Genomic DNA, 26,296 nt, shown 5'->3' on the forward strand with positions numbered 1-26,296 from the left:
TAATCGGGTGGCGTAATTTCTCACCCATGAAGAGACAAAGGACAAGAAGATGAGCGATTACCTGAGAAATATGATTAACAATCAGAGCATAACCCCACCCGCCACGTTGATTAAGGGCGCAACCCTGCTCAGCATGGATGACAGGGTGGGTAATTTTGAGCGCGGCGATATCCTTATCGAAGGCGCAAAGATCGTCGCCATTGGTGAAAATCTGGCAGCAGAAGGCGCCCGCTTAATAGATGCCACACATATGATTGCCATGCCGGGCCTGGTAGATACCCATCGCCATGCCTGGGAGGGACAACTGCGCCGCATTAACCCCGACGCCAAAACGCTTGAAGATTACTGCAACGCCACGCACTTCTCATTCGCCAGGTATTATCGCCCTGCCGATATTTATATCGGCAACCTGCTCACCGCCCTGGGGTGTATTGATGCCGGTATCACCACGGTGATTGATAATTCCCATAACAGCCGCACCGCTGCGCATTCGGACGCGGCCGTTGAGGCCCTGCTGGATGCGGGGATCCGCGCCGTACACGCTTCCGGTGCACCGGTGTCCGGAGAATGGGATCGCGCGCACTGGCCCGGTAACTGGCAGCGCCTGCAAGAAAAGTATTTCCAGAATAACCCTGAAAGTCTTGTTTCGCTGGCGGTCATGGCCCAGCTGGAACCGGAGAGATGGCTGGAGGCCCGCAGGCTGGGGTTGCCAATCGTGACCGAATTCTTTGGGGGTGAAATGGCGTCGCAGCTTGAGGCGCTGCATCAGCAGGGGCTTCTGGGACCGGACAATATTTTTAATCACTGCACCGCACTGCCGGACGACGGATGGAAAATTCTGCGGGACGCGGGCGTACGCGTGAACGTCTGCCCCCGTTCCGATGCGCACTATGGGATTGAAGACGGCATGTTTGCCCTTCAGTCCGCGCTGCGCCACGGCATCAGCCCCGGCCTCAGCGTTGACAATGAAACGTCGTACAGCGGCGACATGTTTATGGAAATGCGCGTGGCTTTTTACCTCCAGCGCGTCATGGGCATGCATCAGCAGCACTGCTGTGGTTCAGCGCACATCGTAAATACGCTTCATACCCAACAGCTCCTGAAAGCAGCCATCGTCGATGGTGCGGCCTGTGCAGGGTTACAGGAGAGCATCGGCAGCCTGACGCCGGGCAAACAGGCCGACCTGGTGCTTATTAACGCCGGCGATCTCAACCTCTATCCGTCCGGCAATGCATTTGGCACGGTGGTCCATGCGGCAGAGCGCAGCAACATCCATACCGTCATGATTGCCGGACGAATCGTGAAGCAAGACGGCAACGTGCTGGGGGTCGACATCACCCGCCTTCGCGAGGCCATTGATGAATCACGTCATCATCTCTTTACCTCAGCCGGGTATGAGCCGGACATATTTGCTGACACCTTCCTGCCGCTGGCGCAGGATTAAGCCCCTTCAACCACAACAAATGTCCCGGTTGCCGCCCCCGCGCGCAGCTTTCTGGCGGCCACGTACCCGGGACTGTTATAAAAACGTTTGGCCTCAGCATACGAATCAAACTCTAAAACGACATGGCGTTCATGCGCCTCCCCTTCGAGATTTTCATATTCCCCTGACCAGACGATGACCCGGGGGTTGAACCCCTGCAGCGCTTCCCCGGCAGCGTTCGCATATTCTGCATAGGCAGCAGGATCTGTGACGGTCACGTGGGCGATTAAATAACCTTTATTCATCTTCTTTATCCTTCCTGAGGACTGTTGCCGGTGGTGTAAAGCGCATCAACCTGTTTGACAGCGTTACGCGGTATGAAGACACTCTATTAGTCATCAATAAGGGGATAAACCACCCAAAAAATAACGCACTGTTACCCGGAAGGTGAACAATGAAAAACCTGCATGCACTGACTATTTTTGCGCGCGTCGCAGAAATGCAGAGCTTTACTCAGGCGGCGGAAAGCCTGGGCATTAAGAAAGGCCGCGTTTCAACGGTCGTACGTGAGCTTGAGCATGACCTCGGGACGACGCTGTTGCACCGGACTACCCGCGCGGTACAGCTGACCGAAGACGGTCGGGCTTTTTATTCCCGCGCCCGGGATTTGTTATCAGATGCTGAAGATCTGCAGTCCATGTTTGCGCCTGGCGGCATGTCACTGCGGGGACGTTTACGCGTCGATATGCCAGCAGTGTTGGCCCAAAGCGTAGTGATTCCCGCCCTGCCACAACTGCTGGACGCGCATCCTGAACTTGAAATAGAACTTTCAAGCACAGACCGGCGAGTCGATCTGGTTCAGGAAGGCTTTGACTGCGTCATTCGTTTTGGGCCCATTGTTGATGAGACCCTCATTGCCCGACCGCTGGGTCAGTTACGGATGATTAACGCCGCCAGCCCACGCTATCTGGAGCGCGTCGGGGTGCCCGAGACGATCGACGACCTGCTTCGTCAGGGGCACCGAATGGTGCATTACATGCGAAATTTTGGTGCCAGGCCTGATGGCTGGCAGTACCCGGACGGTGATGGCTACCGGTCCGTGATGTTACCCGGCGCCGCGCGGGTCAACAGCGTACCGGCCTATCATGAAGCCGGGCTGGCGGGTCTGGGCTTAATTCAGGGCGGGTATTCCGCGCTGGCGCCCCATATCCAGCGCGGCGCGCTGGTTGAAGTGCTTCCCCATTTGCCTCCTGAACCGCTTAATGCCGCTTTCGTGGTCGCCCATCGGCGTAATTTATCGCAGCGTGTCAGAGCTTTTATGCACTGGACGGAAGTCATTTTAAAACCGTACTTTGATTAATATCCTGCTAAAGATATTCACGCTAATTGTCGGAGGCCGGACGGCAATATTATCTCGTTCAGGGACGTTTCTTGTGAAAGGAATATACAGCACAAATGCGAATAATGACTAAAACTGGCAGTTGATTGTTATTTGCGTGGCTTTTAAAATTTAATTGCAAGGTATTTATTAAATTTTAATTAGGGACATAAAAATGACAAGAAATACGCTTTTACTGACAATGATGGCCGCCTTTTCAGGCGCAGTATACGCAGGGGAAACGCAATTTACGCCGAATTTCTCACCTGACAGCGTCACCGTTTCAGCCTCGGGCGGGATGCTCAGCGGGAAATCCCATGAAATGGTGTATGACGACGTCACAGGCAGAAAAATCAGCCAGCTGGACTGGAAAATTAAAAACGTCGCTATCCTGAAAGGCGATATTTCCTGGGATGCGTACCCTTTCCTGACCCTGAACGCACGCGGCTGGACCTCGCTGGCATCCGGGTCGGGTCATATGGATGACTATGACTGGATGAACGAAAGACAATCCAGCTGGACAGATCATTCGACGCATCCGGCAACTAACGTCAATTATGCCAATGAATACGATCTCAATGTAAAAGGCTGGATATTGCAGGGCGAAAGCTATAAAGCGGGCGTGACTGCCGGTTATCAGGAAACCCGTTTTAGCTGGACGGCCACCGGTGGCTCTTATAATTATGATAACGGTACCAACACGGGGAATTTCCCGGCGGGCGAACGCGGCATTGGTTATAGCCAGCGCTTCTCAATGCCTTATATTGGGCTTGTGGGGCAGTATCGTATTAATAATTTCGAATTTAATGGCCTGTTTAAATTCAGTGACTGGGTGCGCGCTCATGATAACGACGAGCACTATATGCGCGAGCTGACCTTCCGCGAGAAAACTTCAGACTCTCGCTATTATGGTGCGTCAGTGGATGCAGGATATTACGTCACGCCACACGCCAAAGTCTTTGCCGAGTTCGCGTATAGCCGTTACAAAGAGGGCAAAGGCGGCACGCAGATTATTGATACTAACACGGGCGAATCCGGGTCAATTGGCGGTGATGCGGCGGGCATTTCCAACAAAAACTATACCGTTACCGCCGGTCTGCAATACCGGTTCTGATTTCGTGCAACGCATCAGGCCAGCGTAAACATGCACAGGCCCCTGACGGGGCCTTTTTCGATGTGCTGCTTTACTTCCGCAGGTGCGCGCCCCTTCATGACGCCGATTTTGGTCGCAGATCCTCGTCAAACTCCAGACGTTTTCGACCGGGCTCCACTTCGCGCAGGGGTTCGACCTGATGCAGGGTCAGCTTGCAGCGATCCACCAGCACCTGATACTCACGCGTGCCCTGCTTCTTCCAGGCAATTTCCTGCTCGCTCAGCACACGTATCGCTTTTGCCGGACTGCCAATGATCAAATGGTTGGCGGGCATCTCGGCTTTCGCTTTCACAAAGGCCGCCGCGCCGACAATGCTGTTTTCGCCAATCACCGCGCCGTCCATGACCACTGCGTTCATCCCTACCAGAGCGTTACGGCGGATAATACAGCCGTGCAGAATCGCGCTGTGGCCGATATGTCCGTCCTCTTCCACCACCGTGTCCTGCTCCGGGAAACCGTGCATGACGCAGTTATCCTGAATGTTCGCGCCGTCTTTCACCACAATCCGGCCAAAATCGCCGCGCAGGCTGGCATTCGGGCCAACATACACGCCTTTGCCCAGGATCACGTCGCCGATGAGCACTGCCGTCGGGTGAACGTAGCTCTCATCAGGCACCACCGGCGTCAGACCGTCAATTTGATAAACGGGCATCTCCACTCCTTATACGATAGTAAGACCACCAAAGCGTTGATAGTAGAGCGTGCCGGGCACAGGCAGTTCGCCGACGGAGGTTTCACCTTTCTCGCTGACAAACGCCAGCGCCCCCGGTGCCACACGCTGATAAATATTAATGCACAGCTGTCGCGCACTTTGTCCGGCCCAGTGTGCAGGCAATAACTCCTCCGGCAACAGCGGGTCTTTCAGCACCACGCGACGGTAAAAATGGATCAGCAACAGCTGGATCTGGAAGCAGCGTTCCGGCGTTAATTCGTCCGGCGCGGCCTCTTTCAGCAGCGGCAGAAGAGGACGGAACGAGTGGATAAACGTCTCGTACATCGCGTTCTGTTCGGTCAACTGCCAGCACTCCTCGACCCGGGCACGCAGCGCCGCGCGGGACAGCGCCAGCGGCGAATGGGCCTCGAAGAAGATGACGTTTTCCGCCACGCCTGCGTCGTGTAAAAGCGACTGCACATCCGCCAGATGCTGCGACGGGGAGGCCATCAGGCTGGGAGCCAGGGTGCCAAAACCCTGCCAGATCAGCTGTTTTTTGACGTCAGCAAGGGTGGTTTTATCCAGGCCTTCCGAGAGAAGCAACAGCCACTTGCCGTCCCATGCGGGGAGTTCAGACCGGTAGATTTTACTCTCCGCGCGGCGGGTCAAACGCAGCCCTTTGTCGCTCAGCCGGTAAAAGCTGCGTCGTCCGATGCGCGACACATCCAGCCAGCCCTCTTTGTTAAGACGAAACAGCGCAGTGCGCACAAAGCGCTCGCCAAATCCCATCCCTTCCAGTAAGGCGGCGAGGCTGCCAAGCCAAATCTCGCCGCCGCGATGTGAAAGCGCGTCACCGTATAATGAGGAGATAAGCGACGTTCCGCTAACGGGAACCGAGCTAACCGCGTGCTGGATAAAGGCATCGAGTTTATTCATGTGATTCATTCTGTTGTTATTTTTGGTCTGGATGAATCATAGCATATTCCCCTCACCCCGGCCCTCTCCCAAAGGGAGAGGGAGACAACGTCCCTTCTCCCCTCCGGGGAGAAGGTTAGGTTGAGGGGGTGAGGGAAACTCAACCGTTAGCCGCAACTTTACGCAAATCAAACACCCGACAGGCTTTGCCCTCTGAGCGCGGGATACTGCCGCAGTTGACAATCATCACGTCGGTGGAGATCCCGACCATCGATTTAATCCGATGGCGCAGCTGATGGCACACCTGGCAGCGCTGCTCGTGGGTCAGGGTCAGACTGCTCTCTTTGAGCTCCACCTTCACGGAAAGTGAATCAAGATGACCGCGGCGGTTGACCTCCAGCTGGTAGTGCGGGGAGAGGTGTTCGAACTTCACGATCTCCTCTTCCAGCTGGGACGGGAAGACGTTGACGCCGCGGATGATGAGCATATCGTCACTGCGACCGCTGATCCTGTCCATACGACGCATGGTACGGGCTGTGCCGGGCAGCAGGCGCGTCAGGTCGCGGGTGCGATAACGAATAACCGGCAGCGCCTCCTTGGTCAGCGTGGTGAACAGCAGTTCGCCCTGCTCGCCATCATTAAGCGGCGTGCCGTCGTTCGGGTTGACGATCTCCGGATAGAAATGGTCTTCCCAGATGGTCGGACCGTCGGCGGTTTCGATACACTCCATCGCCACGCCTGGCCCCATGACCTCAGAAAGCCCATAGATATCCAGCGCGGTGATCCCCAGACGTTTCTCGATTTCGCGGCGCATGGCCTGCGTCCACGGCTCTGCGCCAAACACCCCCACACGCAGGGAGCAGGCGCTGGCATCGCCTCCCATCTGACGCTCCAGCTCTTCGATCAGATTAAGGCAGTAGGATGGCGTCACCATGATCATATCCGGCTTGAAATCGCGGATCAGCTGCGCCTGTTTCTCCGTCTGGCCGCCGGACATCGGGATAACGGTCGCCCCTAAACGCTCTGCGCCATAGTGCGCGCCCAGCCCACCGGTAAACAGGCCATACCCATAGGCCACATGAATTTTGTCTTTCGCACTGCCGCCCGCGGCGCGCAGAGAACGGGCCACCAGGTTGGCCCAGTTGTCGATGTCATGCTGGGTATAACCGACGACGGTTGGCTTTCCGGTGGTGCCGGAAGAGGCGTGAATACGCACCACCTGCTCCATCGGTACGGCAAAGGTATCGAACGGATAGTTATCACGCAGGTCCTGCTTGGTGGTACACGGAAACTTACGGATGTCTTCCAGCGTTTTAAAATCGTCAGGGTGAACGCCCGCGGCGTCAAACTTGCGTTTGTACATCGGAACGTTGTTATAGGCGTGATGCAGCGTCCATTTCAGACGCTCGGTTTGCAGCGCCTGTAATTCGTCAATGGAGGCCGTTTCGATCGGATCAAGCTTTGTTGTATTTGTCATTGTAGGGTACTCACACTGTTATTCGCTCAAACACGCTCAAGGATCATGGCAATGCCCTGACCCACACCGATGCACATCGTACACAGCGCATAGCGCCCGTTGCGTCGATGCAATTCATTGCTCGCGGCCAGCGCCAGCCTGGCACCGCTCATGCCCAGCGGGTGGCCCAACGCAATGGCCCCTCCGTTCGGGTTGACGTGTTCAGCGTCATCCGGCAATCCCAGCTGACGTAACACGCCCAGCGCCTGAGAAGCGAAAGCTTCGTTAAGCTCAATCACGTCCATATCGTTGATGCTGAGCCCGGCACGCTCCAGCACTTTGCGGGTGGCTGGCACTGGTCCTAAGCCCATCAGACGTGGTTCCACGCCAGCGGTAGCCATCGCCACGATCCGCGTGCGCGGGACAAGCCCTTGCGCGTGCGCCATCGACTCGCTGGCGATAATCAGCGCCGCAGCGCCATCGTTTACACCGGAGGCGTTACCCGCCGTCACGACACCGTTCTTGCGAAACGGTGTTTTCAGCGCGGCAAGTTGTTCAAGCGTGGTATCAGCACGGGGATGCTCATCTACCGAAACTTCCGTAATCGTTCCTTTTTTGCCGGGCACCTGCACCGGCACAATCTCCTGCGCCAGAATGCCGTTCTGCTGTGCCTGAGCAGTACGCTGCTGGCTGCGCAGCGCGAAAGCATCCTGATCGGCCCGGCTGATATTTAACAATTCAGCTACATTCTCTGCCGTTTCCGGCATGCTGTCAGTTCCGAATTGCTGATGCATGAGCGGATTCACAAATCGCCAGCCGAGGGTGGTGTCGAAAATCTCCGCCTGACGCTGGAACGCCGCCGTGGCTTTACCCATCACAAACGGCGCCCGGGACATTGACTCGACGCCGCCTGCAAGCAGCATGTCGCCATCGCCCGCCCTGATTGCCCGTGCGGCAAAGCCAATCGCGTCCAGACCCGAACCGCACAGGCGGTTCAGCGTGGTGCCGGAGACCGTCTGAGGCAGTCCGGCCAGCAGCAGCGACATACGCGCCACGTTGCGGTTATCTTCCCCCGCCTGGTTGGCGCAGCCGAAGATCACATCATCAATCCGCTCGAGGTCGAGCTGCGGATAACGGGCCAGCAGCGCACGCAGCGGCACCGCGCCGAGATCGTCGGCGCGAACGCTGGCCAGCGCCCCGCCATAGCGCCCCACCGGGGTTCGAACGCCATCACAAATAAAAGCGTCACGCATCAGGCTTCTCCTGTCACACTGCCGCCGATGCGGTGAGATTTTCCGCGAAACAGGGCAACGGTTTTCTGTTGTTGGTTCTGAATTTCAATGTCATACACGCCGGTCAGTTTGCCCTGATGCTTAACCCGCGCGGTGGCGGTCAGCGTGTCGCCGGCAAACCCCGGGCGCAGAAAATCGATTGAACAGCCTGACGCCACTGCCGCCAGCCCCTGGCTGTTGCAGGCGTAGGCAAAGGCGGTATCGGCCAGTGAAAACAGCTGTCCTCCGTGGCAGGTTTTGTGGCCGTTGAGCATCTGCGGGGTGATGGTCATCGTCACTACCGCGTAGCCATCGTCCATGTCGATGATGTCGATCCCCAGCGCCTGGGCACAGGCGTCCTGTTCATACATGGTGCGGGCGTTATGCCAGGCGTTATGACTCATAGCTACTCTCCAGAAGCGCACGCTGGCGCAGCAGTGAACAAGGGCGATAGCGTTCTTCGCCGTAATGGCGTTGCAAATTTTCAAGCAGCGTTAACAGCCGTTGCCAGCCCAGACGCTCCCCCCAGGCAATGGGCCCGTTCGGGTAATTCACGCCGAGGCGCATGGCGGTGTCGATATCCTTCTCGCTGGCCACCCCTTTTTGCAGCGCATCCAGCGCTTCGTTGGCAATCATCGCCACCGTCCGCCAGACCAGCAGGCCGGGGTAATCGGCAATGCGCAGTACCCGGTGTCCCTGCTGCTGCAGGTACCAGACGGCTTTTTGCGTGGCGGTATGCGGGTTATCCGATGCGGCTGCGATCACCGCCACGTCGCGTTCGATGCGGTCAATCACCACGACCGGACAGTTAAAACGCCGGGCCAGCGCCTGAGCGGTCTCCCCCTGGGTTTCAATCAACAGGAGCTCATCTATTTCCGTGACACCGTCACCTCTTCGCTGCACACGCATGGGGGTAAAGCTGTCGTTTACTGCGTCAAGCCACGGCACAGCCGGTTTCTCACCGTGCCAGTCGTAAACGCCCTTCCCGCTTTTTTTGCCCAGTCGCCCCGCCAGCACCAGTTCCTGCTGCACCAGCGACGGCAGGAAACGACGTTCCTGCCAGAAGGCATTGAACACGGAACAGGTCACCGCAAAGTTGACGTCCTGACCAATCATGTCGGTCAACTCCAGCGGTCCCATCGGGAAACCGCCGCCGTCGCGCAGGGCGGCATCAATCACTTCTGGCGCGGCGACCTGCTCTTCCAGGGCGCGCCAGGCTTCAGAATAGAACGGACGCGCAACGCGGTTGACGATGAACCCTGGCGTTGACTGACAGCGAACGGGCTGTTTCCCCCAGTTCAGCGCCAGCTCGCACAGCGCATCGGCCACTTCGGGCGATGTCGCCAGCCCGCTCACCACCTCAACCAGCTTCATGACCGGTGCGGGATTAAAGAAATGCAGCCCCGCGACGCGCTCCGGATGGTGAACATCCGCCGCAATCGCCGTAACAGAAATGGAGGAGGTATTGCTGGTCAGCAAGGTCTGCGGCGGGCAAATCTGAGCCAGTTGCGCAAACAGCGCTTTTTTGACGTCGATACGCTCAGACGCGGCTTCAATCACCAGATCTGCCGCGGCGAGCGCTTCGATATCCGTTACCGGCAACAGCCTGGCAAGAATCTGGCTGCCAGCATCGGCGGAAAGTTTTCCGCGAGTCACCCGGGAGGCGAGACGCTGGCGGATCCCGTCAATCGCGCGTGAAATCGCGTCTGAAGCAATGTCATACATCAGAACCTGATGCCCATGACTCGCCGCGACCTCCGCAATTCCTGCGCCCATCGTGCCGCTTCCAATGACGGCGACAGTACGAACCGTGATCGCCATCTTATTTCCCCGTGAATGTCGGTGCGCGTTTGGCAAGGAAGGCGCTGACCCCTTCCCGGTAGTCGTCGCTGCGACCGGCCAGACGTTGAAAATCGCGCTCCAGGTCAAGCTGGGCGTCGAGGGTGTTGGTCTCTGCCGCGTTAATCGCCTGCTTAATCAGCCCCAGACCAAAGGTGGGCTGAGAAGCAAAGTGCAGCGCCATCTGCTGGGCCGTGGCGGAGAGGTGTTCGTCATCCACCACCTGCCAGATCATCCCCCAGGCGTGTGCCTGTTCGGCGCTGAGTTTGTCTCCGAGCAACGCCAGCCCCATTGCGCGGGCGCGCCCGGCGACGCGCGGCAGGAACCATGTTCCCCCGCAGTCCGGCACTAATCCGAGCTTGCTGAAGGCCATCACAAAGGTGGCAGAACGGGCGGCAATGACCATGTCACACCCCAGTGCCAGCGTGGCCCCGGCCCCGGCGGCCACGCCGTTGACCGCGCAAATCACCGGTTTCGGCAACGTCGCAAGACGGCGAACCAGCGGGTTGTAGAACGTCTCCACGGACATTCCCAGATCCGGCGCCGGACCGTTAGGGTCGACGTTGCGGTCATTAAGATCCTGACCCGCGCAGAAGCCGCGCCCCGCCCCGGTAATAAGCAGACAGCGGATGGTGTCATCGCGCTCGGCCTGCTTCAGGCACTCAGCGAGTTGCTGATGCATCACGTCGTTAAAGCTGTTCAGACGCTCCGGACGGTTCAGCGTCAGGGTCATCACGCCTTGTTCTACATGACTGAGAATAAATTCCACGATTAGCGTCCTTTAAAGTCGGGGGTACGTTTCTGTAAGAATGCGTCGATGCCTTCTCGCCGGTCTTCGGTCGCTGAAAGCAGCGTAAACAGCTGTCGCTCCTGGACCAGTCCGGCCTGCAGGGAAACCTCCTGAGACTGGCGCAGCGCCTGCTTCGCCGCCTGGAGCGCCAGCGGTGAGTGTCGAGCCATCAGCGCCGCCTGTTTCAGGGCATATTCCAGCGTCAATGAAGCCGGGAACACATCGCTGACCAGCCCGGCGCGCTGCGCCTGCTGTGCGGTAATGCTCTCCCCGGTCAGCACCATTTTGCTGGCCAGCGATTTGCCCACGCTACGAATCAGGCGCTGCGTACCGCCCGCCCCGGGCATGATCCCGAGCGTAATTTCCGGCAGACCAAAACGGGCGTTATCCCCGGCAATCACCACGTCGCACAGCAGCGCAAGCTCGCAGCCCGCGCCCAGCGCGAAGCCGTTGACGGCGGCAATCAGGGGTTTGTTGAAGGCGTTGATCCGGGCCCACAGCTGGGGACGGATATCGTTCAGGGTGGCAGGCAGGTCTTTCTCCGCCATTTCGTTGAGATCTGCGCCGGCAGCAAAGCAGCGTGCGTTGCCGTAAATCACGCAAACGGAGAGATCGCGATCGGCCGCAGCGGCGTCGAGCGCGTCAGCAATCTGCTCTAACAGGGCGTTATTCAGCGCGTTGCGTGCCGCCGGACGGTTAAGCGTCAGCTGCAGGACACGACCATGACGGGTGACCATCAGTTCGCTCATGCCATCCCCCTGGAGTCGAAATCGACGATCACGTCAGCGGTTAACGGCAGCGACTGACAGCTCAGCACATACCCGGCCGCCAGTTCGTCCGGCTCAAGGCTGTAGTTCGTCGCCATATCAACTTTGCCACGCAGCACTTTGCATTTGCAGGTCGCGCATACGCCGCCCTTGCAGGCATACGGCAGGTCGGCGCCTTGACGCAGGGCGGCATCAAGAATGCTTTCATCGTTTGCCGTGAGGGTAATTTCCCGGTCGCGACCGTCCTGACGCACGGTGACTTTCTGCCCTTCAGCCTGCACGCTGACCGTGCGTTTGCCGGTCGAGCCTGGCGTATTAAAACGCTCAAGGTGAATCGATTTCTCTGGCATCCCCAGCGCTTTCAGCGCCGCTTCCGCGTCGTCCATCATGGCCGACGGGCCACAAATAAAGGCTTCGTCGTACTGGCGGAAGTTGATCAGGGTTTTTGCCAGCGCCTGCAGCTTCTCACCGTCGATACGTCCATGCAGCAGATCGCTGTCGAGCACCTCCTGGCTGAAGATGGCGACCAGCTGCAGACGCTGCGGGTATTTGTCTTTCAGATCGGCAAGCGCCTCGCGAAACATCATGCTCTGGCTGCTGCGGTTGCCGTAGATCAGGGTGAAATGACTGTTCGGCTCGGTGGCGAGCGTGGCGGATAAGATGGCCAGCATTGGGGTAATGCCTGAACCCGCGGCAATGGCCAGATAGTGCCCTTCCCGGTCGGCGCGCGGCTGGTAACCAAACTGGCCCTGCGGCACCATGACCTCCAGCACCATGCCCTGTTTGATCTCATCCCGGGCATAGCGGGAAAAACGTCCGCCCTCGATGGCTTTCACCGCTACGCTGATCTCACCCGGCGCGGTACTGCGGCAGATAGAGTAGCAGCGACGCAGCTCATCCTCACCCAGCTTCGCTTTCAGGGTCAGGTGTTGTCCGGGACGAAAGCGATAGGCGTCCTGCAACGCCTGCGGTACCGCGAAAGTGATGGTCACCGCGTCGCGGGTTTCGGGTTCCACTTTTGCCACTGTTAATGAATGAAACGTTGTCATGGCAACCTCAAATACATTTGAAATAGTCGAAAGGCTCACGGCAGTCGTTGCAGCGATAAAGCGCTTTGCAGGCCGTCGAACCAAATTCACTGATAAGCGAGGTATGTGTGCTGGCACAGCGTGGGCAACTCACCTCGGCCGGGGCATGCGCGTGGCAGCTGTGGCCCACCGGTGGGCTGATGCCATATGCGCGCAGGCGTTCACGCGCATCCGCCGCCATCCAGTCGGTGGTCCAGGCCGGTTCGAGCTGAAGCACAATATGCACTGGCGTAAAGCCGTGTGCGGTCATCGCCTCGCGAATCGCGCCAAGCAAATGTTCCGTCGCCGGGCAGCCTGAATAGGTTGGCGTAAAGCCAATGACCCAGCCTTCGCCCTGCGCCGATACGCTACGCACCATGCCTAAATCGGTGATGGTTAACACCGGCACTTCCGGGTCCGGGATCTGGCTTAACAACGACCAGATTTGAGGGATCTCCGCGGGTGCAATTCCGGCAAAACGCTGCATCTTCACCTCCGTACTTACCACTGCTGACCCGGATGGGCGCGCTGGAGATACTGCATTTCTGCCAGCATTGGGCCGAGATGTTCGGTATGCAGCCCGCGCTTGCCCCCCGTGCGATACGCCACTTCCGACGGCACGCTCAGGGTGGCCTCCTGCAAACCGGAAAACACTTCCTGCTCCCACGGCTGACGAAGCTCGCGCGGATCAACCGCGACGCCGGAGGCAATCAACGCCAGCTCGACGTCATCGGCTTCAAACAGCTCGGCCGTAAACCGCCACAGGGTGTCGACCGCCTGCTGCATACGCTGTGAAGATGTTTCCGTTCCGTCACCCAGACGCACCAGCCAGCCACGACTGAAGCGCAGGTGGTAGCGCGCCTCTTTAATGGCTTTCGCGGCGATGGCGGCAAGCTGGCTGTCGCTGCTGTGAGTCAGGCGTTCATACAGGGCTACGTTCCAGGCATCCATAAAGTACTGGCGCGCGAGCGTGTCGGCGAAACTGCCGTTAGGCTGTTCCACCAGCAACACGTTGTGAAACTGGCGTTCATCACGCCCAAACGCCAGGGTGTCTTCATCGCCCTGATCTTCCAGCTCTGCGGCATAGGTCAGGAAATTGCGCGCCTGCCCCAGCAAGTCGAGACCGATGTTGGCGAGCGCGAGATCGATTTCCAGCTCCGGCGCGTGACCACACCAGGCGCCCAGACGCTGGGAGAGCACCAGACCGTTGTCGCCCAGACGCAGGGCATATGCGGATAATGTTTTCATCCCTGACCTCACATGTGCTCGATGCCATCAGGGATGGTGTAAAACGTAGGATGGCGGTAAACCTTACTTTCCGCCGGGTCGAAGAACTCGCCGCTCTCTTCCGGCTGAGAGGCGACAATCTCGCTCGCCTTCACCACCCAGATAGAGCAGCCTTCACTGCGACGGGTATAGGCATCACGCGCATTTTCCAGCGCCATGCGATCGTCGGCGGCATGCAGACTTCCCACATGACGGTGGGACAACCCTTGTTTGCTGCGTACGAACACTTCGTACAGCGGCCAGTAGACATTGCTCATCGTGTTTCCTCTTAAGCCACTTTGCGGGCGTGTTGTTTTTCCGCGTGCGCCAGTGCGGCTTCACGCACCCACGCCCCGTCTTCCCAGGCTTTACGTTTGGCAGCCAGACGTTCGTGGTTACAGATACCGCGCCCGTTAATGACCTCATCAAACTCGTGCCAGTCGATCTCGCCAAAGCGGTAGTGACCGCTCTCTTCGTCAAAACGCAGGTCAGGATCCGGAACCGTCATACCCAGCATTTCTACCTGCGGAACCGTGTTGTCGACAAAGCGCTGGCGAAGTTCGTCATTGCCGAAGCGTTTGATTTTCCAGGCGAGGCTGCGAGCGCTGTTCGGCGAGTTGTCATCGTTTGGGCCGAACATCATCAGAGCGGGCCACCAGAAGCGGTTAATGGCGTCCTGCAGCATCTGGCGTTGGGCGTCACTCCCCTGCGCAAGCGCCATACAGGCTTCAAAGCCCTGACGCTGGTGGAAACTCTCTTCTTTACAGATTTTCACCATCGCGCGGGCATAGGGGCCATATGAGGTACGGCAGAGCGCCACCTGGTTGACGATCGCCGCACCGTCCACCAGCCAGCCGATCACCCCGATATCCGCCCAGCTCAGGGTCGGGTAGTTGAAGATGGAGGAGTATTTCATCTTGCCGTCGAGCATCTTCTGGTAGATGTCTTCCCGCGCGCAGCCCAGCGTCTCGGCCGCGCTGTAGAGGTACAAACCGTGCCCGGCTTCGTCCTGCACTTTCGCCAGCAGGATCGCTTTGCGGCGCAGCGTCGGCGCGCGGGTGATCCAGTTTCCTTCCGGCAGCATGCCGACAATTTCGGAGTGCGCGTGCTGACCAATCTGGCGGATCAACGTCTTACGATAGGCATCAGGCATCCAGTCCTGAGGCTCAATCGCCGTCTCCTGCGCTATGCGCTGCTCAAAGCGTTGTTCTTGCGTCACGTCATCACCTTTATGATTCTATTATTTGCCACCTAAAGTGAAATACTGAATCACTTCATTTTTTAAAAGTTACACAAAGGTTAAATATAACCCCAAGAAATGTTTCCCTATTTTGTGATGGTGCTCGCAAGGCTTTTTGCACAAGGCCTGCACAACGGGGCTTCCGGCCTTCCACTTCATTACGCTGGATCACAATGTTAACAATTCATTAAAACTCAGCTTGCTTTTTATGATTCATGATTAAACTATTGATAGTGAAATTACGTAACACTTGGAGATAAGCGATGCAGCAGTTAGCCAGCTTCTTGTCCGGCACCTGGCAGTCTGGCCGGGGCCGCGAACGTACTATCCATCACGCCATCAGTGGCGAAGCGCTGTGGTCCGTGACCAGCGAAGGGCTGGACATGGCGGATGCACGTCGCTATGCGATCGCGCGTGGCGGCGAAGCCCTGCGCGCCATGACCTTTATCGACCGGGCCGCCATGCTGAAGGCGGTGGCGAAACATCTGCTTAGTGAGAAAGAGACGTTCTATGCCCTGTCTGCCCAGACCGGGGCGACCCGAGCGGATAGCTGGGTGGATATTGAGGGTGGGATCGGGACGCTGTTCACCTATGCCAGCCTGGGGAGTCGCGAGCTGCCTGATGACACACTCTGGCCGGAAGATGAGCTGATCCCGTTGTCGAAGGAAGGCGGCTTTGCTGCGCGTCACGTACTGACGTCAAAATCGGGCGTGGCGGTCCATATCAACGCCTTTAATTTCCCGTGCTGGGGAATGCTGGAAAAACTGGCGCCCACCTGGCTTGCGGGGATGCCTGCCATTATCAAACCCGCCACCGCCACCGCGCAGGTCGCGCAGGCGATGGTGAAAGCGATTGTGGAGAGCGGTCTGGTGCCGGACGGTGCTATCAGCCTTGTCTGCGGCGGCGCGGGCGATCTGCTGAATCATCTCGACAGCCAGGATGTGGTGACCTTTACCGGCTCCGCCAGCACCGGCCAGAGCCTGCGCATTCACCCGAATATCGTGGCGAACTCCATTCCCTTTACCATGGAAGCCGACTCCCTCAACTGCTGCGTTCTGGGTGAGGATGTGACGCCGGAACAGCCAGAATTCGCGCTGTTTATTCGCGAAGTGGTACGCGAAATGACCGCCAAGGCAGGGCAAAAATGTACCGCCATCCGCCGCATAATTGTGCCTCAGGATCAGATGGATGCCGTCAGCCAGGCGCTGATCGCGCGGCTGCAAAACGTGGTCGTCGGCGACCCGGCAGAGGACGGGGTGAAGATGGGCGCGCTGGTGAACGGCGAGCAACGCGCGGACGTGCAGGAGAAAGTCGATCTGTTGATTGCGGCGGGTTGCCAGGTCAGACTCGGCGGAAAAGCCGATCTGCAGGCTGCGGGGGCATTCTTCCCGCCGACGCTGCTTTTCTGCCCACAGCCAGATGAAACCCCCGCCGTGCATTGCACCGAAGCCTTCGGGCCGGTCGCCACGCTGATGCCCTCCCGCAATTCAGACCACGCGATGCAGCTGGCCCGGGCGGGTGGCGGGAGTCTGGCCGGTACGCTGGTCACCGCCGACCCGGCTATCGCCCGCCAGTTTATTGCCGGCGCGGCGCGGGCGCACGGACGAATTCAGATCCTTAACGCCGAATCCGCCAGGGAGTCCACCGGACACGGCTCTCCGCTGCCGCAGCTGGTGCACGGCGGTCCTGGCCGCGCAGGTGGCGGTGAAGAGCTGGGAGGACTGCGTGCGGTGAAGCACTATCTGCAGCGCACCGCCATTCAGGGCAGCCCGACCATGCTTGCCACCATCGGCAAACAGTGGGTACGGGGTGCTGCGGTTCATGAAGATCGCGTTCATCCGTTCCGGAAATACTTTGAAGAACTGCAGCCGGGCGACAGCCTGCTGACCCCGCGCCGCACCCTGACGGAAGCCGATATCGTTAACTTTGCCTGCCTGAGCGGCGATCACTTCTACGCCCATATGGACAAAATCGGCGCAGCAGAATCCATCTTTGGCGAACGGGTGGTACACGGTTACTTCCTGATCTCTGCCGCGGCGGGTCTGTTTGTTGATGCCGGCGTTGGGCCGGTGATTGCCAACTACGGCATGGAAAACCTGCGCTTTATCGAACCGGTTAAGCCGGGCGATACCATTCAGGTGCGCCTCACCTGTAAACGTAAAACGCTCAAGAAACAACGGACCGCCGATGAGAAGCCAACCGGCGTGGTCGAATGGGCCGTTGAGATCTTTAACCAGCACCAGCAGGCGGTCGCGCTCTACTCCATCCTGACGCTGGTGGCGCGCCAGCACGGCGACTTCTGACACGTTCCTCTCTCGCACGTTGACCGGGGTGTGATATCGCCCCGGTCTTTTTTTAACCTGGCAAGACTAACAAATAACCTGGCAGATGCAGGCAAACGCTTTTCTCGGGCGCCTGTCAGGATAAGGCTGTCACAACACAATAAACACAACAAGATGAGGTCTACGATGGGAAGCAATTCTTCTTTTTCTGCCCGTAGAACGGCACTGGCTATGGCCGTTGCGCTGTGTTGCGCCTGGCAATCACCTGTTTTCGCACACGGCAGTGAGGCGCATATGGTCCCGATGGACAAAACGCTGCAGGCGTTTGGCGCCGATGTACAGTGGGATGATTACGCACAGATGTTCACTATTGCAAAGGACGGGGCATATGTGAAGGTCAAGCCCGGCGCGAAAACCGCTATTGTGAACGGCAAAACCCTCACGCTGCAGGTGCCGGTAGTCATGAAAGGCAAAAAAGCGTTCATCTCCGAGACCTTCATCAACGACGTTTTCCAGTCTGGTCTCGACCAGACCTTCCAGGTTGAAAAACGCCCTCACCCGTTAAACGCGCTAACGGCTGACGAAATTAAGCAAGCCGTGGAGATTGTGAAAGGCTCTGCGGATTTTAAACCGAACACCCGCTTCACCCAGATAGCCCTGGCCGAACCCGAGAAAGCCAAAGTGTGGGACTTTGTGCTCAACGGCACGGCGGTGGACTCTCCCCGCCAGGCGAACATCACCATGCTGGACGGGAAACACGTTATTGAAAGTCTGGTGGACCTGAAGGATAAAAAGATCCTGCGCTGGGACGCCGTTAAAGATGCCCACGGCATGGTGCTGCTGGATGATTTTGCGACCGTTCAGCAGATCATCAACGAGAGTGCAGAGTTTGCCGAGGTTCTGAAAAAGCGCGGTATTACCGATACGAAGAAAGTGATCACCACGCCACTGACCGTCGGCTATTTCGACGGCAAAGATGGCCTGAAACAGGAAGACCGACTGCTGAAAGTGGTGAGCTATCTGGACGTGGGCGACGGCAACTACTGGGCGCACCCGATTGAGAACCTGGTGGCAGTGGTCGACCTTGAGCAGAAGAAGATCCAGAAGATTGAAGAAGGTGCCGTTGTGCCGGTGCCGATGACGCCGCGTCCGTATGATGGACGTGACCGCATTAACACGCCGAAAAAGCCGCTCGACATCATTGAGCCGGAAGGCAAAAACTACACCATTACCGGCGATATGATTCACTGGCAGAACTGGGATTTCCATCTGAGTCTGGATTCCCGCGTGGGCCCAATGATTTCGACCGTCACTTACAATGACAACGGCAAAAAACGCCAGATTATGTATCAGGGCTCCCTGGGCGGGATGATCGTCCCTTACGGTGACCCTGACGTGGGCTGGTACTTCAAAGCCTATCTGGATTCCGGCGATTACGGCATGGGCACCCTGACCTCTCCGCTGGTGCGCGGCAAAGACGTGCCGTCCAACGCCGTGATGCTCAATGAAACCATTGCCGATTATACCGGTGCGCCGATGGAGATCCCCCGCGCCATCGCCATTTTTGAACGCTACGCAGGACCGGAATATAAACACCAGGAGATGGGTCAGCCTAACGTCAGTACCGAGCGGCGCGAGCTGGTGGTTCGCTGGGTGAGCACCGTTGGCAACTACGACTACATTTTCGACTGGGTATTCCACGAAAATGGCACCATCGGGATTGATGCCGGTGCAACGGGGATTGAGGCGGTGAAAGGCGTACAGGCGAAAACGATGCATGACCCTACTGCCAAAGACGATACCCGATACGGCACATTAATTGATCACAACATCGTCGGGACCACCCACCAGCACATCTATAACTTCCGTCTCGATATGGATGTGGATGGCATCAACAACACGCTGGTGGCAATGGATCCACAGGTGAAACCGAACACCGCCGGCGGCCCGCGAACCAGTACCATGCAGATCAATCAGTACGCTATTGATACCGAGCAGCAGGCGGCGCAGAAATTTGACCCGGGCACCATTCGTTTGCTGAGCAACACCAGCAAAGAGAACCGCATGGGGAACCCAATTTCGTATCAGATAATCCCTTACGCGGGGGGGACGCACCCGGTGGCGACCGGCGCGAAGTTCGCCCCGGACGAGTGGATCTATCACCGCCTGAGCTTTATGGATAAACAGCTGTGGGTCACGCGTTACCATCCGGATGAGATGTACCCGGAGGGCAAATTCCCAAACCGCTCAACCCACGATACGGGGCTTGGCAAATACAGCAAAGATAACGAGTCGCTAAACGATCAGGATGACGTCGTCTGGATGACCACCGGCACAACCCACGTCGCGCGCGCCGAAGAGTGGCCAATCATGCCAACGGAATGGGTGCATACCCTGCTCAAACCGTGGAACTTCTTCGACGAAACGCCGACACTCGGCAGGAAAAAAGACGCGCAGAAATAAAAACAGACCGGGCGTAATGCCCGGTTTTTTATTCGTTTATTTGCTGAATATCTCATCCTGATTATAGTTATTTTACTCCACTCATTCCGATTGCATCTTTTGAAACATTTTCAGCCAGGACGCGAAGTTTTCACAAACGACGTAGTACTTTCTCTGAGAGGTTTTAAATGAAATTGAATCTGATTGTCAGAAGTTTCGTGCTGGCTGGAATGATCATGTCCAACTGTCCCTCTTATGCGGCGGAAGCACCAAAGGACGCGTCTGCCGCAACACAACAAGCCAACAATGCCCTTTTTAACCAGCTTCCTTTCTCCGATAACACTGATTTTACCAATGCCCATAAAGGATTTATCGCTCCACTTCCTCAGGACGTTATCAAAGGCGAACAAGGCAATGTCATCTGGGATCCCCAACAGTATTCATTTATTAAAGAAGGTGATAAATCGCCGGATTCGGTAAACCCCAGTTTATGGCGTCAATCCCAGCTGATTAATATCAGCGGTCTGTTTGAAGTTACTGAAGGGGTATATCAGATCCGCAATCTCGATCTGTCAAATATGACCATCATCGAAGGCAAAGAAGGGATTACCGTCGTTGACCCGCTGGTCTCGGCAGAAACCGCCAAAGTCGGCATGGATCTTTATTACAAAAATCGCGGCCAAAAACCGGTCGTGGCGGTGATTTATACCCACAGTCATGTTGACCACTATGGCGGTGTGCGGGGTGTGGTTGATGAAGCCGACGTGAAGGCTGGCAAGGTAAAAGTTTATGCCCCTTCCGGATTTATGGAGGCGGCGGTTGCGGAAAATATCATGGCGGGCAACGTTATGAGTCGTCGCGCCAGTTATATGTATGGCAACCTGCTGAAGCCTGATGCAAAAGGACAAGTGGGTGCGGGTCTGGGGACGACCACGTCCGCCGGTACCGTCACCCTTATCGCGCCGACTAACATCATTGAAAAAGACGGACAAAAAGAGGTCATTGACGGGCTGACCTACGATTTTATGCTGGCCCCCGGCTCTGAAGCGCCTTCAGAAATGCTCTGGTTTATCGAAGAGAAAAAAATCATTGAATCCGCAGAGGATGTGACCCATACGCTGCATAACACCTACTCGCTGCGCGGCGCAAAAATTCGTGAACCGCTGCCCTGGTCAAAATATATTAATCAGGCGATTGTGCGCTGGGGCGATAAAGCCGACATCATCATGGCACAGCATCACTGGCCAACCTGGGGCAATGATAATGTCGTCGCACTGCTGAAGAGCCAGCGCGACCTCTACCGTTACATCAATGACCAGACGTTACGCATGGCGAATGAAGGCCTGACGCGTGATGAAATCGCTGCTAATTTCAAACTCCCGGATTCCCTCGCCCATACCTGGGCTAACCGCGGTTACTACGGTTCTGTCAGCCATGACGTTAAAGCCACCTATGTGCTCTATCTGGGCTGGTTCGACGGTAATCCCGCCACGCTGGATGAACTGCCTCCTGAAGAGGCTGCGAAGAAATTCGTTGAGTATATGGGCGGCGCGGAGGCCATTCTGAACAAAGCGAAAACTGACTTTGATCAGGGCAACTATCGCTGGGTGGCGCAGGTCGTGAGTAAAGTGGTGTTTGCCGACCCGAACAATCAGGCCGCGCGTAATCTGGAAGCAGATGCGCTGGAACAGCTGGGTTATCAGGCGGAATCCGGCCCGTGGCGTAACTTCTACCTGACCGGCGCGCAAGAGCTGCGTAACGGCGTGGTGAAAGGCCCGACCCCGAACACCGCCAGCCCGGATACCGTGCGGGCGATGACGCCAGAGATGTTCTTCGACTACCTTGCCGTTCATATCAATGGCCAGAAAGCCGGCGATGCCAAATCGGTGTTTAACATCGATCTGGGCAGCGATGGCGGCAAATACAAACTTGAACTGGAAAACGGCGTGCTGAACCACACGGCAAATGCCGAAGCGAAAGACGCTGACGCTACGCTTACCCTGAACCGTGATACCCTGAATAAAATTATCCTGAAAGAAGTCACGCTGAAACAGGCGCAGGACAGTGGCGATATCAAGATCAGCGGCGACAGTGCCAAACTGGACGCTATGCTTGGCTATATGGATAAGTTCGATTTCTGGTTTAATATTGTGACACCGTAACGGTGCAAAACAGACGGGCGGTCCTTCCGCCCGTTCCTGCTTCACTTGCTCCCAGGAAAGGGTAAAGAGCATTTATGGAAAAAAGAAAAAAAACGACGCCAGAGCGGGCTGCCTGGCCGACGCGTCAGGCGATGGTCATGCACGGGCTGGCGATGAACCTGCCGTGGCTGGCATTCGTCAACATCAGCTTCGCCGTGATGATCCTGCTGCGCCACGTCTCGCTTAAGCCCGACGACCCCCTCTACCTCCGGTCGCTTCCTCTGCTGAAGTTTATCGATGCCTCGATGTTCGGCATTATTATTCTGTCAGCTGCGTTAATCATCATGGCCTGGCGACGTATTGCCGGCATCAGCGTGGTGCTCTTTTTCTGTAGCGTCATCTGGTCGATATCCTGTTTCTGGTTTATCACCGATCTGTTGCTGCCTCACGTCTGGCCCCTGTGCGCGATTCTGTTACTCGCCGGGTTGACGGCGCTCTACTTTTACCCCCGTGGGTTACTCGCCTTCGTGATCCCGCTCTGGGTCACGCTACCGGTCGCAAGCTGGGTACTCAATGATGGTGTCAATCTTCACTTTGCCGCCGTCTGGACCGTCTTTACGCTGATTTTGCTCTGCGGGCGTTTCATCCTGATAAGCTGGTTTGATGAAGCCTGGCGACGTAACCAGCAAAACCAGCTGTTGATTTCGCGGCTGGAAGCGCTGGCGCATCAGGATCCGTTAACCCAGACCGCCAACCGTCGCAAGATGGAAGTGGTGCTGGAGAATGCCGTTGAGCAGAAAAAAGCCTTCTCGCTAATTATGCTGGATATAGATTATTTCAAACTTTACAACGACACCTATGGTCATCAGGCCGGTGACGAATGCTTGACCCGCGTGGCGCAGGTGCTCCGGCAGTCGGTGCGAACACCTGACGATGTCGTGTCTCGCTACGGCGGTGAAGAGTTTGTGGTGATCCTCTTTGATTGCCCGGAAAACACAGCCGAAAAAGTTGCCATGCGTATTCAGGACGGCCTGCGCGCGGAAGCGATAGCGCACGATGCCTCAAAAGTCAGCGATCACGTCACCGTAAGCATGGGCATTGCAGGAATGGCAGAGGGACTGGCGGGGACGGAGATTATCGCCCGCGCCGATGAGGCGCTGTACCGGGCGAAAGCGGCCGGACGGGACCGCTGGTCACGATAGCCGTGTCGGGTGGACGTTGCGCCAGCCCGACACGCTTTGTTTTAATATCGCACACATACCGATTTGGTTTCACACCAGCCATCCAGCCAGTCCGGGCCGAAATCGCGCCCGGTGCCGGACTGCTTCATGCCACCAAACGGCAGGTTGGCGTCGATCAGCGTATGGCTGTTCACCCAGACGGTTCCCGCCTGCAGCCGGTCGGTGTATTCCAGCGCCTTGCTGATATTTTGCGTCCAGACGCTGGCCGTTAACCCGTATTCGGTGTCGTTGGCCAGCGCCAGCGCTTCTTCGCCATCCGCGACGCGCACCAGGTTGACCACCGGGCCGAACACTTCTTCGCGGGTGAGTCGCAGCGCGGCATCCGGGTTCACCACCAGCGTCGGCGACACGTAATAACCTTTGCCATCCGGCCCCCTGTTACCGGTAATCAACTCCGCATTGCGCGATTTTGCCTCGTCGAGGAAAGTCTGCACTTTATCGCAGTGCGCGCGGGAGACCAGCGGGTTGATGAACGCCTCCGGCGACATGCCCGGCCCGACGCTCAGGGATTTCACCGCCTGTTCAAACCCGCTGACCAGCGTGTCAAACAGCGGCGCTTCAATATAGATACGGGAGCTCGCCGCACAAACCTGCCCCTGGTTCAGGAAGCTGCCGGTCATCAGGCCTTCAATTACCCAGGCCGGGTCAGCATCTTTCAGCACGATAGCCGGGTTTTTACCCCCCAGCTCCAGCGTCACCCCCGTGAGCGTATCCGCCGCCGCGCGGGCAATTTGCTTGCCTGTCGCCGTTGAGCCAGTAAAGCTCACTTTGGCAATATGCGGATGTGAGGTCAGCGCGGCACCGCACACCGCACCGCTTCCCGTGACCACGTTAAACACCCCGTCGGGGATGCCCGCTTCACTTGCCAGTTCCGCCACGCGCAGCATGGTGAGCGGCGTGGTTTCTGAAGGCTTAATGACAATGGAACACCCCGCCGCCAGCGCAGGCATGACTTTCCACATCCCGATCATCAGCGGGAAGTTCCACGGCACAATCCCGGCCACCACGCCAACCGGCTCTTTGCGCGTCCACGCCTGATAGCGGGCCCCCTGCGGTAAGGGAATGGAGAGGTCGAGGGTTTTACCGGCAATTTTCGTGGTAAGCCCTGCGGTATAGCGCATCCAGTTCAGGGTGCAGCCCACTTCAAAGGCGCGGGAGATATGAATGGATTTCCCCTGCTCCAGCGTCTCAAGCTGGGCCAGCTCTTCGCTGTGCTGTTCAACCAGATCGGCGAAATGCAGCAGGATACGCTCACGCTCCGCCGGTAATTTTCCGGCCCAGCTACGGGCAACAAACGCACGCCAGCCGGACATCACGGCGCGGTCGACATCATCAACGCTGGCATCGGCGGTGGAAGCGATGACGTCGCCCGTTGCCGGGTTATAGACATTGAGCCGCTTTTCACTGTCCGACGCGGCCTGACGCCCTTCAATCCACAGGCCATGATGTCGGTCTAAAAACTGCTGTACGGCAGGCTGAACGGCTACCTGAGATTCAGACATAGGGTACTCCTTCGTTTTTATTCGCAGGGTGTTAATGCAGTCTAAGAGGGGTTTTGGATTCTCGCTTTTGTCTCTGTGACATTCGCTTTGCCACCTGTGACAGGCTCCGCAAATCGTGATAATTCCGTCTTATAACGCTGTTACCGGTGAGTGTTCTTTCCTATAGTCAGCCTCATAGCTCTGACAAAATGCAACACAAATGCAACAATGCAAAAACATTGACGGTGCAGCGAGATAAGCGATGGCGTGTGCAAGCGAAGAGGAACAGTATCAACAGTGGCTGGCACAAATTAACCAGGTCTGCGGGCGTTTTAATGCGCGTCCGCTGGAGGGGGAATTCTTCGGCGAGCTGGAAACCAGCTATGCCCGTAGCCTGAAGTTAAGCACCGTAACCGCAGGTGGCGTTAACCTGTTCCGCTCCCGCCATGAGATTAACGACAGTAACGATGCCTGGTTCTACACCGTATTTCAGCTGGAAGGCAGCGCGGAGATTGAACAGGACGACCGCCGCGCGGTGCTGAAGACCGGCGATATCACGCTGCTTGATGCTTCCCGCCCGTGCTCCATTGCCTGGCACGAAAAATCCCGCCAGATTTCGCTGCTGGTTCCGCGCCAGATTATTGAGCAACAGTGTCGTTTTCAGGAGGTAAGCTGCGCGCTCACCCTTTCGCGCACGCTGCCCACCGTTCAGTTAAGCCACCACCTGCTGATGGAAAGTATGGGGAATGCCGATCTGAGTGACCGGGAGAGTGAAGCGGCGCTGGAAGCGATGATCTGTCTGCTTCGCCCCGCGTTCCAGCAGCGCGACGTGGCTCAGCCGCGTAAAGAACGCCTGTTCCGCAATGTGCTGTCATTGATTGACGATCATATTCAGTCTGAATCACTGCGACCGGAATGGATTGCCGCACAGAGCGGGATGTCGGTGCGAAGCCTCTACCGCATGTTTGCTGATAAGGGGCTGGTGGTCGCCCAGTACATTAAAAACCGCCGTCTCGACCTGTGCGCACAAGTGTTGCGCTCCGCCAGCGATGATGAAAAGCTGGCGGGCATTGGCTACAGCTGGGGCTTTTCCGACCACAGCCATTTTTCAACCGCTTTTAAGCAACGTTTTGGCGTCTCGCCTGGCGAATATCGTAAGCGCTTTCGCTAACTACTTCTTCAGCCATTTCCCGTTGATGCCTTTCACGTACTCGCCCGGCTGGGCGCGGGCAACCAGCTTTTGCCCTGCCATTTTCGCTACTTCGTCCACCGGCAGATTGTTGCTGTCAGCCAGCTTCTGATAGCTTTCCGTGCGCGCGGCGTTAATGCGATTGACCAGCGCCAGGGTTTCCGCATCCTGTTTGATTGGTGCAAGATAACCGCTCAGGGTTTCCCCCACGCGCCCCTGCGTCCGGGCGTCATTTAAGGTCAGCGTTGCCGCCTGCACGTTCATGCCGAGCGCCAGTAACATCAGAGCTAATCGTTTCATGGC

Annotated in this window: 24 protein-coding genes; 8 read left to right on the forward strand and 16 right to left on the reverse strand. The window is 57.3% G+C overall.

Annotation, left to right across the window (positions count from 1 at the left end; genetic code table 11):
• Positions 1-49 precede the first annotated feature (49 nt).
• On the forward strand, positions 50-1,444 hold the full coding sequence (locus AAIR21_RS03925) for an amidohydrolase family protein (RefSeq protein ID WP_183516386.1): 1,395 nt from the start codon (positions 50-52) through the stop codon (positions 1,442-1,444).
• Here the strand turns inward: AAIR21_RS03925 and AAIR21_RS03930 are convergent.
• Positions 1,441-1,728 carry a DUF1330 domain-containing protein gene (locus AAIR21_RS03930; protein ID WP_014169939.1) on the reverse strand — a complete coding sequence of 96 codons (288 nt, stop codon included), beginning with the start codon at positions 1,726-1,728 and terminating at the stop codon, positions 1,441-1,443. The genes AAIR21_RS03925 and AAIR21_RS03930 overlap by 4 nt on opposite strands.
• 149 nt (positions 1,729-1,877) lie before the next feature.
• Between AAIR21_RS03930 and AAIR21_RS03935 the strand changes: the two genes are divergently transcribed.
• Together AAIR21_RS03935 and AAIR21_RS03940 are read left to right on the forward strand one after the other, a co-directional pair.
• The gene (locus AAIR21_RS03935) at positions 1,878-2,783 is read left to right on the forward strand and encodes a LysR family transcriptional regulator (protein WP_014169938.1); all 906 of its coding nucleotides are present in this window, start codon (positions 1,878-1,880) and stop codon (positions 2,781-2,783) included.
• Positions 2,784-2,976: 193 nt separating this feature from the next.
• On the forward strand, positions 2,977-3,915 hold the full coding sequence (locus AAIR21_RS03940; RefSeq protein WP_183516387.1) for an omptin family outer membrane protease: 939 nt from the start codon (positions 2,977-2,979) through the stop codon (positions 3,913-3,915).
• Positions 3,916-4,009: 94 nt separating this feature from the next.
• Here AAIR21_RS03940 and paaY read toward each other — a convergent pair whose 3' ends face one another.
• The 13 genes from paaY to paaA form a co-directional block, all read right to left on the reverse strand.
• Positions 4,010-4,606: a phenylacetic acid degradation protein PaaY gene (gene paaY, locus AAIR21_RS03945; RefSeq protein ID WP_020884237.1), complete on the reverse strand. Its 597-nt coding sequence runs from the start codon at positions 4,604-4,606 to the stop codon at positions 4,010-4,012.
• A gap of 9 nt (positions 4,607-4,615) precedes the next feature.
• Entirely contained in the window at positions 4,616-5,551 is a 936-nt protein-coding gene (paaX, locus tag AAIR21_RS03950; RefSeq protein ID WP_044867798.1) for a phenylacetic acid degradation operon negative regulatory protein PaaX, read from the reverse strand.
• A 130-nt stretch (positions 5,552-5,681) separates the two neighbouring features.
• The gene (gene paaK / locus AAIR21_RS03955; protein ID WP_148575735.1) at positions 5,682-6,998 is read right to left on the reverse strand and encodes a phenylacetate--CoA ligase PaaK; all 1,317 of its coding nucleotides are present in this window, start codon (positions 6,996-6,998) and stop codon (positions 5,682-5,684) included.
• Between the two features lie 26 nt (positions 6,999-7,024).
• Complete coding sequence (gene pcaF, locus AAIR21_RS03960; RefSeq protein ID WP_020884239.1) at positions 7,025-8,230, reverse strand: 3-oxoadipyl-CoA thiolase; 1,206 nt, start codon at positions 8,228-8,230, stop codon at positions 7,025-7,027.
• Positions 8,230-8,652 carry a hydroxyphenylacetyl-CoA thioesterase PaaI gene (paaI, locus tag AAIR21_RS03965; RefSeq protein ID WP_020884240.1) on the reverse strand — a complete coding sequence of 141 codons (423 nt, stop codon included), beginning with the start codon at positions 8,650-8,652 and terminating at the stop codon, positions 8,230-8,232. The genes pcaF and paaI overlap by 1 nt, the downstream gene beginning before the upstream one ends.
• Complete coding sequence (gene paaH / locus AAIR21_RS03970) at positions 8,642-10,069, reverse strand: 3-hydroxyacyl-CoA dehydrogenase PaaH (protein ID WP_183516388.1); 1,428 nt, start codon at positions 10,067-10,069, stop codon at positions 8,642-8,644. Before paaH ends, paaI begins: the two co-directional genes overlap by 11 nt.
• Position 10,070: 1 nt before the next feature.
• Positions 10,071-10,859 (reverse strand): 2-(1,2-epoxy-1,2-dihydrophenyl)acetyl-CoA isomerase PaaG, encoded by a 789-nt coding sequence (paaG, locus tag AAIR21_RS03975; RefSeq protein WP_131701768.1) that lies wholly within the window; start codon positions 10,857-10,859, stop codon positions 10,071-10,073.
• A complete protein-coding gene (paaF, locus tag AAIR21_RS03980; protein ID WP_014169929.1) occupies positions 10,859-11,626 on the reverse strand; it encodes a 2,3-dehydroadipyl-CoA hydratase PaaF in 768 nt (255 codons plus the stop codon). Before paaF ends, paaG begins: the two co-directional genes overlap by 1 nt.
• Positions 11,623-12,693, reverse strand: coding sequence for a 1,2-phenylacetyl-CoA epoxidase subunit PaaE (gene paaE, locus AAIR21_RS03985; RefSeq protein ID WP_041162586.1), 1,071 nt, complete (start codon positions 12,691-12,693; stop codon positions 11,623-11,625). Before paaE ends, paaF begins: the two co-directional genes overlap by 4 nt.
• A gap of 7 nt (positions 12,694-12,700) precedes the next feature.
• Positions 12,701-13,198, reverse strand: coding sequence for a 1,2-phenylacetyl-CoA epoxidase subunit PaaD (gene paaD, locus AAIR21_RS03990; RefSeq protein WP_183516389.1), 498 nt, complete (start codon positions 13,196-13,198; stop codon positions 12,701-12,703).
• Between the two features lie 14 nt (positions 13,199-13,212).
• Positions 13,213-13,959, reverse strand: a complete 747-nt coding sequence (gene paaC / locus AAIR21_RS03995) for a 1,2-phenylacetyl-CoA epoxidase subunit PaaC (protein ID WP_183516390.1) — start codon at positions 13,957-13,959, stop codon at positions 13,213-13,215.
• Between the two features lie 8 nt (positions 13,960-13,967).
• Positions 13,968-14,255, reverse strand: a complete 288-nt coding sequence (gene paaB, locus AAIR21_RS04000) for a 1,2-phenylacetyl-CoA epoxidase subunit PaaB (RefSeq protein WP_003857353.1) — start codon at positions 14,253-14,255, stop codon at positions 13,968-13,970.
• An 11-nt stretch (positions 14,256-14,266) separates the two neighbouring features.
• A complete protein-coding gene (gene paaA, locus AAIR21_RS04005; RefSeq protein WP_014169925.1) occupies positions 14,267-15,196 on the reverse strand; it encodes a 1,2-phenylacetyl-CoA epoxidase subunit PaaA in 930 nt (309 codons plus the stop codon).
• A 284-nt stretch (positions 15,197-15,480) separates the two neighbouring features.
• Here paaA and paaZ point away from each other — a divergent pair, with 284 nt between their 5' ends.
• The 4 genes from paaZ (at position 15,481) to AAIR21_RS04025 (ending at position 23,284) form a co-directional block, all read left to right on the forward strand.
• The gene (gene paaZ / locus AAIR21_RS04010) at positions 15,481-17,520 is read left to right on the forward strand and encodes a phenylacetic acid degradation bifunctional protein PaaZ (RefSeq protein ID WP_104439959.1); all 2,040 of its coding nucleotides are present in this window, start codon (positions 15,481-15,483) and stop codon (positions 17,518-17,520) included.
• Between the two features lie 165 nt (positions 17,521-17,685).
• Positions 17,686-19,962, forward strand: coding sequence for a primary-amine oxidase (tynA, locus tag AAIR21_RS04015; protein ID WP_138013800.1), 2,277 nt, complete (start codon positions 17,686-17,688; stop codon positions 19,960-19,962).
• Between the two features lie 167 nt (positions 19,963-20,129).
• The gene (locus AAIR21_RS04020; protein ID WP_183516391.1) at positions 20,130-22,103 is read left to right on the forward strand and encodes an alkyl/aryl-sulfatase; all 1,974 of its coding nucleotides are present in this window, start codon (positions 20,130-20,132) and stop codon (positions 22,101-22,103) included.
• Positions 22,104-22,177: 74 nt separating this feature from the next.
• Positions 22,178-23,284 (forward strand): GGDEF domain-containing protein, encoded by a 1,107-nt coding sequence (locus tag AAIR21_RS04025; protein ID WP_044858382.1) that lies wholly within the window; start codon positions 22,178-22,180, stop codon positions 23,282-23,284.
• 41 nt (positions 23,285-23,325) lie between these two features.
• Here the strand turns inward: AAIR21_RS04025 and AAIR21_RS04030 are convergent, their stop codons facing one another.
• The gene (locus AAIR21_RS04030) at positions 23,326-24,825 is read right to left on the reverse strand and encodes an aldehyde dehydrogenase family protein (RefSeq protein ID WP_014169921.1); all 1,500 of its coding nucleotides are present in this window, start codon (positions 24,823-24,825) and stop codon (positions 23,326-23,328) included.
• A 241-nt stretch (positions 24,826-25,066) separates the two neighbouring features.
• On the opposite strand from AAIR21_RS04030, the gene feaR reads away from it, so the two are divergent.
• A complete protein-coding gene (gene feaR, locus AAIR21_RS04035) occupies positions 25,067-25,975 on the forward strand; it encodes a transcriptional regulator FeaR (protein ID WP_149376584.1) in 909 nt (302 codons plus the stop codon).
• Here feaR and AAIR21_RS04040 read toward each other — a convergent pair whose 3' ends face one another.
• Positions 25,976-26,293 (reverse strand): YdbL family protein, encoded by a 318-nt coding sequence (locus AAIR21_RS04040; RefSeq protein WP_014169919.1) that lies wholly within the window; start codon positions 26,291-26,293, stop codon positions 25,976-25,978.
• Positions 26,294-26,296 lie beyond the last annotated feature (3 nt).

This window comes from Enterobacter sp. PTB, from assembly GCF_051130085.1.
Classification (GTDB): domain Bacteria; phylum Pseudomonadota; class Gammaproteobacteria; order Enterobacterales; family Enterobacteriaceae; genus Enterobacter; species Enterobacter ludwigii.

Coding starts and splice junctions, on each gene's coding strand:
- paaZ (WP_104439959.1), top strand. CDS start 15,481: ATGCAGCAGTTAGCCAGCTTCTTGTCCGGCACCTGGCAGTCTGGCCGG.
- paaD (WP_183516389.1), bottom strand. CDS start 13,198: ATGCAGCGTTTTGCCGGAATTGCACCCGCGGAGATCCCTCAAATCTGG.
- tynA (WP_138013800.1), top strand. CDS start 17,686: ATGGGAAGCAATTCTTCTTTTTCTGCCCGTAGAACGGCACTGGCTATG.
- paaX (WP_044867798.1), bottom strand. CDS start 5,551: ATGAATCACATGAATAAACTCGATGCCTTTATCCAGCACGCGGTTAGC.
- paaH (WP_183516388.1), bottom strand. CDS start 10,069: ATGGCGATCACGGTTCGTACTGTCGCCGTCATTGGAAGCGGCACGATG.
- paaE (WP_041162586.1), bottom strand. CDS start 12,693: ATGACAACGTTTCATTCATTAACAGTGGCAAAAGTGGAACCCGAAACC.
- AAIR21_RS04025 (WP_044858382.1), top strand. CDS start 22,178: ATGGAAAAAAGAAAAAAAACGACGCCAGAGCGGGCTGCCTGGCCGACG.
- AAIR21_RS03930 (WP_014169939.1), bottom strand. CDS start 1,728: ATGAATAAAGGTTATTTAATCGCCCACGTGACCGTCACAGATCCTGCT.
- AAIR21_RS04040 (WP_014169919.1), bottom strand. CDS start 26,293: ATGAAACGATTAGCTCTGATGTTACTGGCGCTCGGCATGAACGTGCAG.
- AAIR21_RS04030 (WP_014169921.1), bottom strand. CDS start 24,825: ATGTCTGAATCTCAGGTAGCCGTTCAGCCTGCCGTACAGCAGTTTTTA.
- paaK (WP_148575735.1), bottom strand. CDS start 6,998: ATGACAAATACAACAAAGCTTGATCCGATCGAAACGGCCTCCATTGAC.
- AAIR21_RS03925 (WP_183516386.1), top strand. CDS start 50: ATGAGCGATTACCTGAGAAATATGATTAACAATCAGAGCATAACCCCA.
- paaC (WP_183516390.1), bottom strand. CDS start 13,959: ATGAAAACATTATCCGCATATGCCCTGCGTCTGGGCGACAACGGTCTG.
- AAIR21_RS03935 (WP_014169938.1), top strand. CDS start 1,878: ATGAAAAACCTGCATGCACTGACTATTTTTGCGCGCGTCGCAGAAATG.
- paaF (WP_014169929.1), bottom strand. CDS start 11,626: ATGAGCGAACTGATGGTCACCCGTCATGGTCGTGTCCTGCAGCTGACG.
- AAIR21_RS04020 (WP_183516391.1), top strand. CDS start 20,130: ATGAAATTGAATCTGATTGTCAGAAGTTTCGTGCTGGCTGGAATGATC.
- paaY (WP_020884237.1), bottom strand. CDS start 4,606: ATGCCCGTTTATCAAATTGACGGTCTGACGCCGGTGGTGCCTGATGAG.
- AAIR21_RS03940 (WP_183516387.1), top strand. CDS start 2,977: ATGACAAGAAATACGCTTTTACTGACAATGATGGCCGCCTTTTCAGGC.
- feaR (WP_149376584.1), top strand. CDS start 25,067: ATGGCGTGTGCAAGCGAAGAGGAACAGTATCAACAGTGGCTGGCACAA.
- paaB (WP_003857353.1), bottom strand. CDS start 14,255: ATGAGCAATGTCTACTGGCCGCTGTACGAAGTGTTCGTACGCAGCAAA.
- pcaF (WP_020884239.1), bottom strand. CDS start 8,230: ATGCGTGACGCTTTTATTTGTGATGGCGTTCGAACCCCGGTGGGGCGC.
- paaI (WP_020884240.1), bottom strand. CDS start 8,652: ATGAGTCATAACGCCTGGCATAACGCCCGCACCATGTATGAACAGGAC.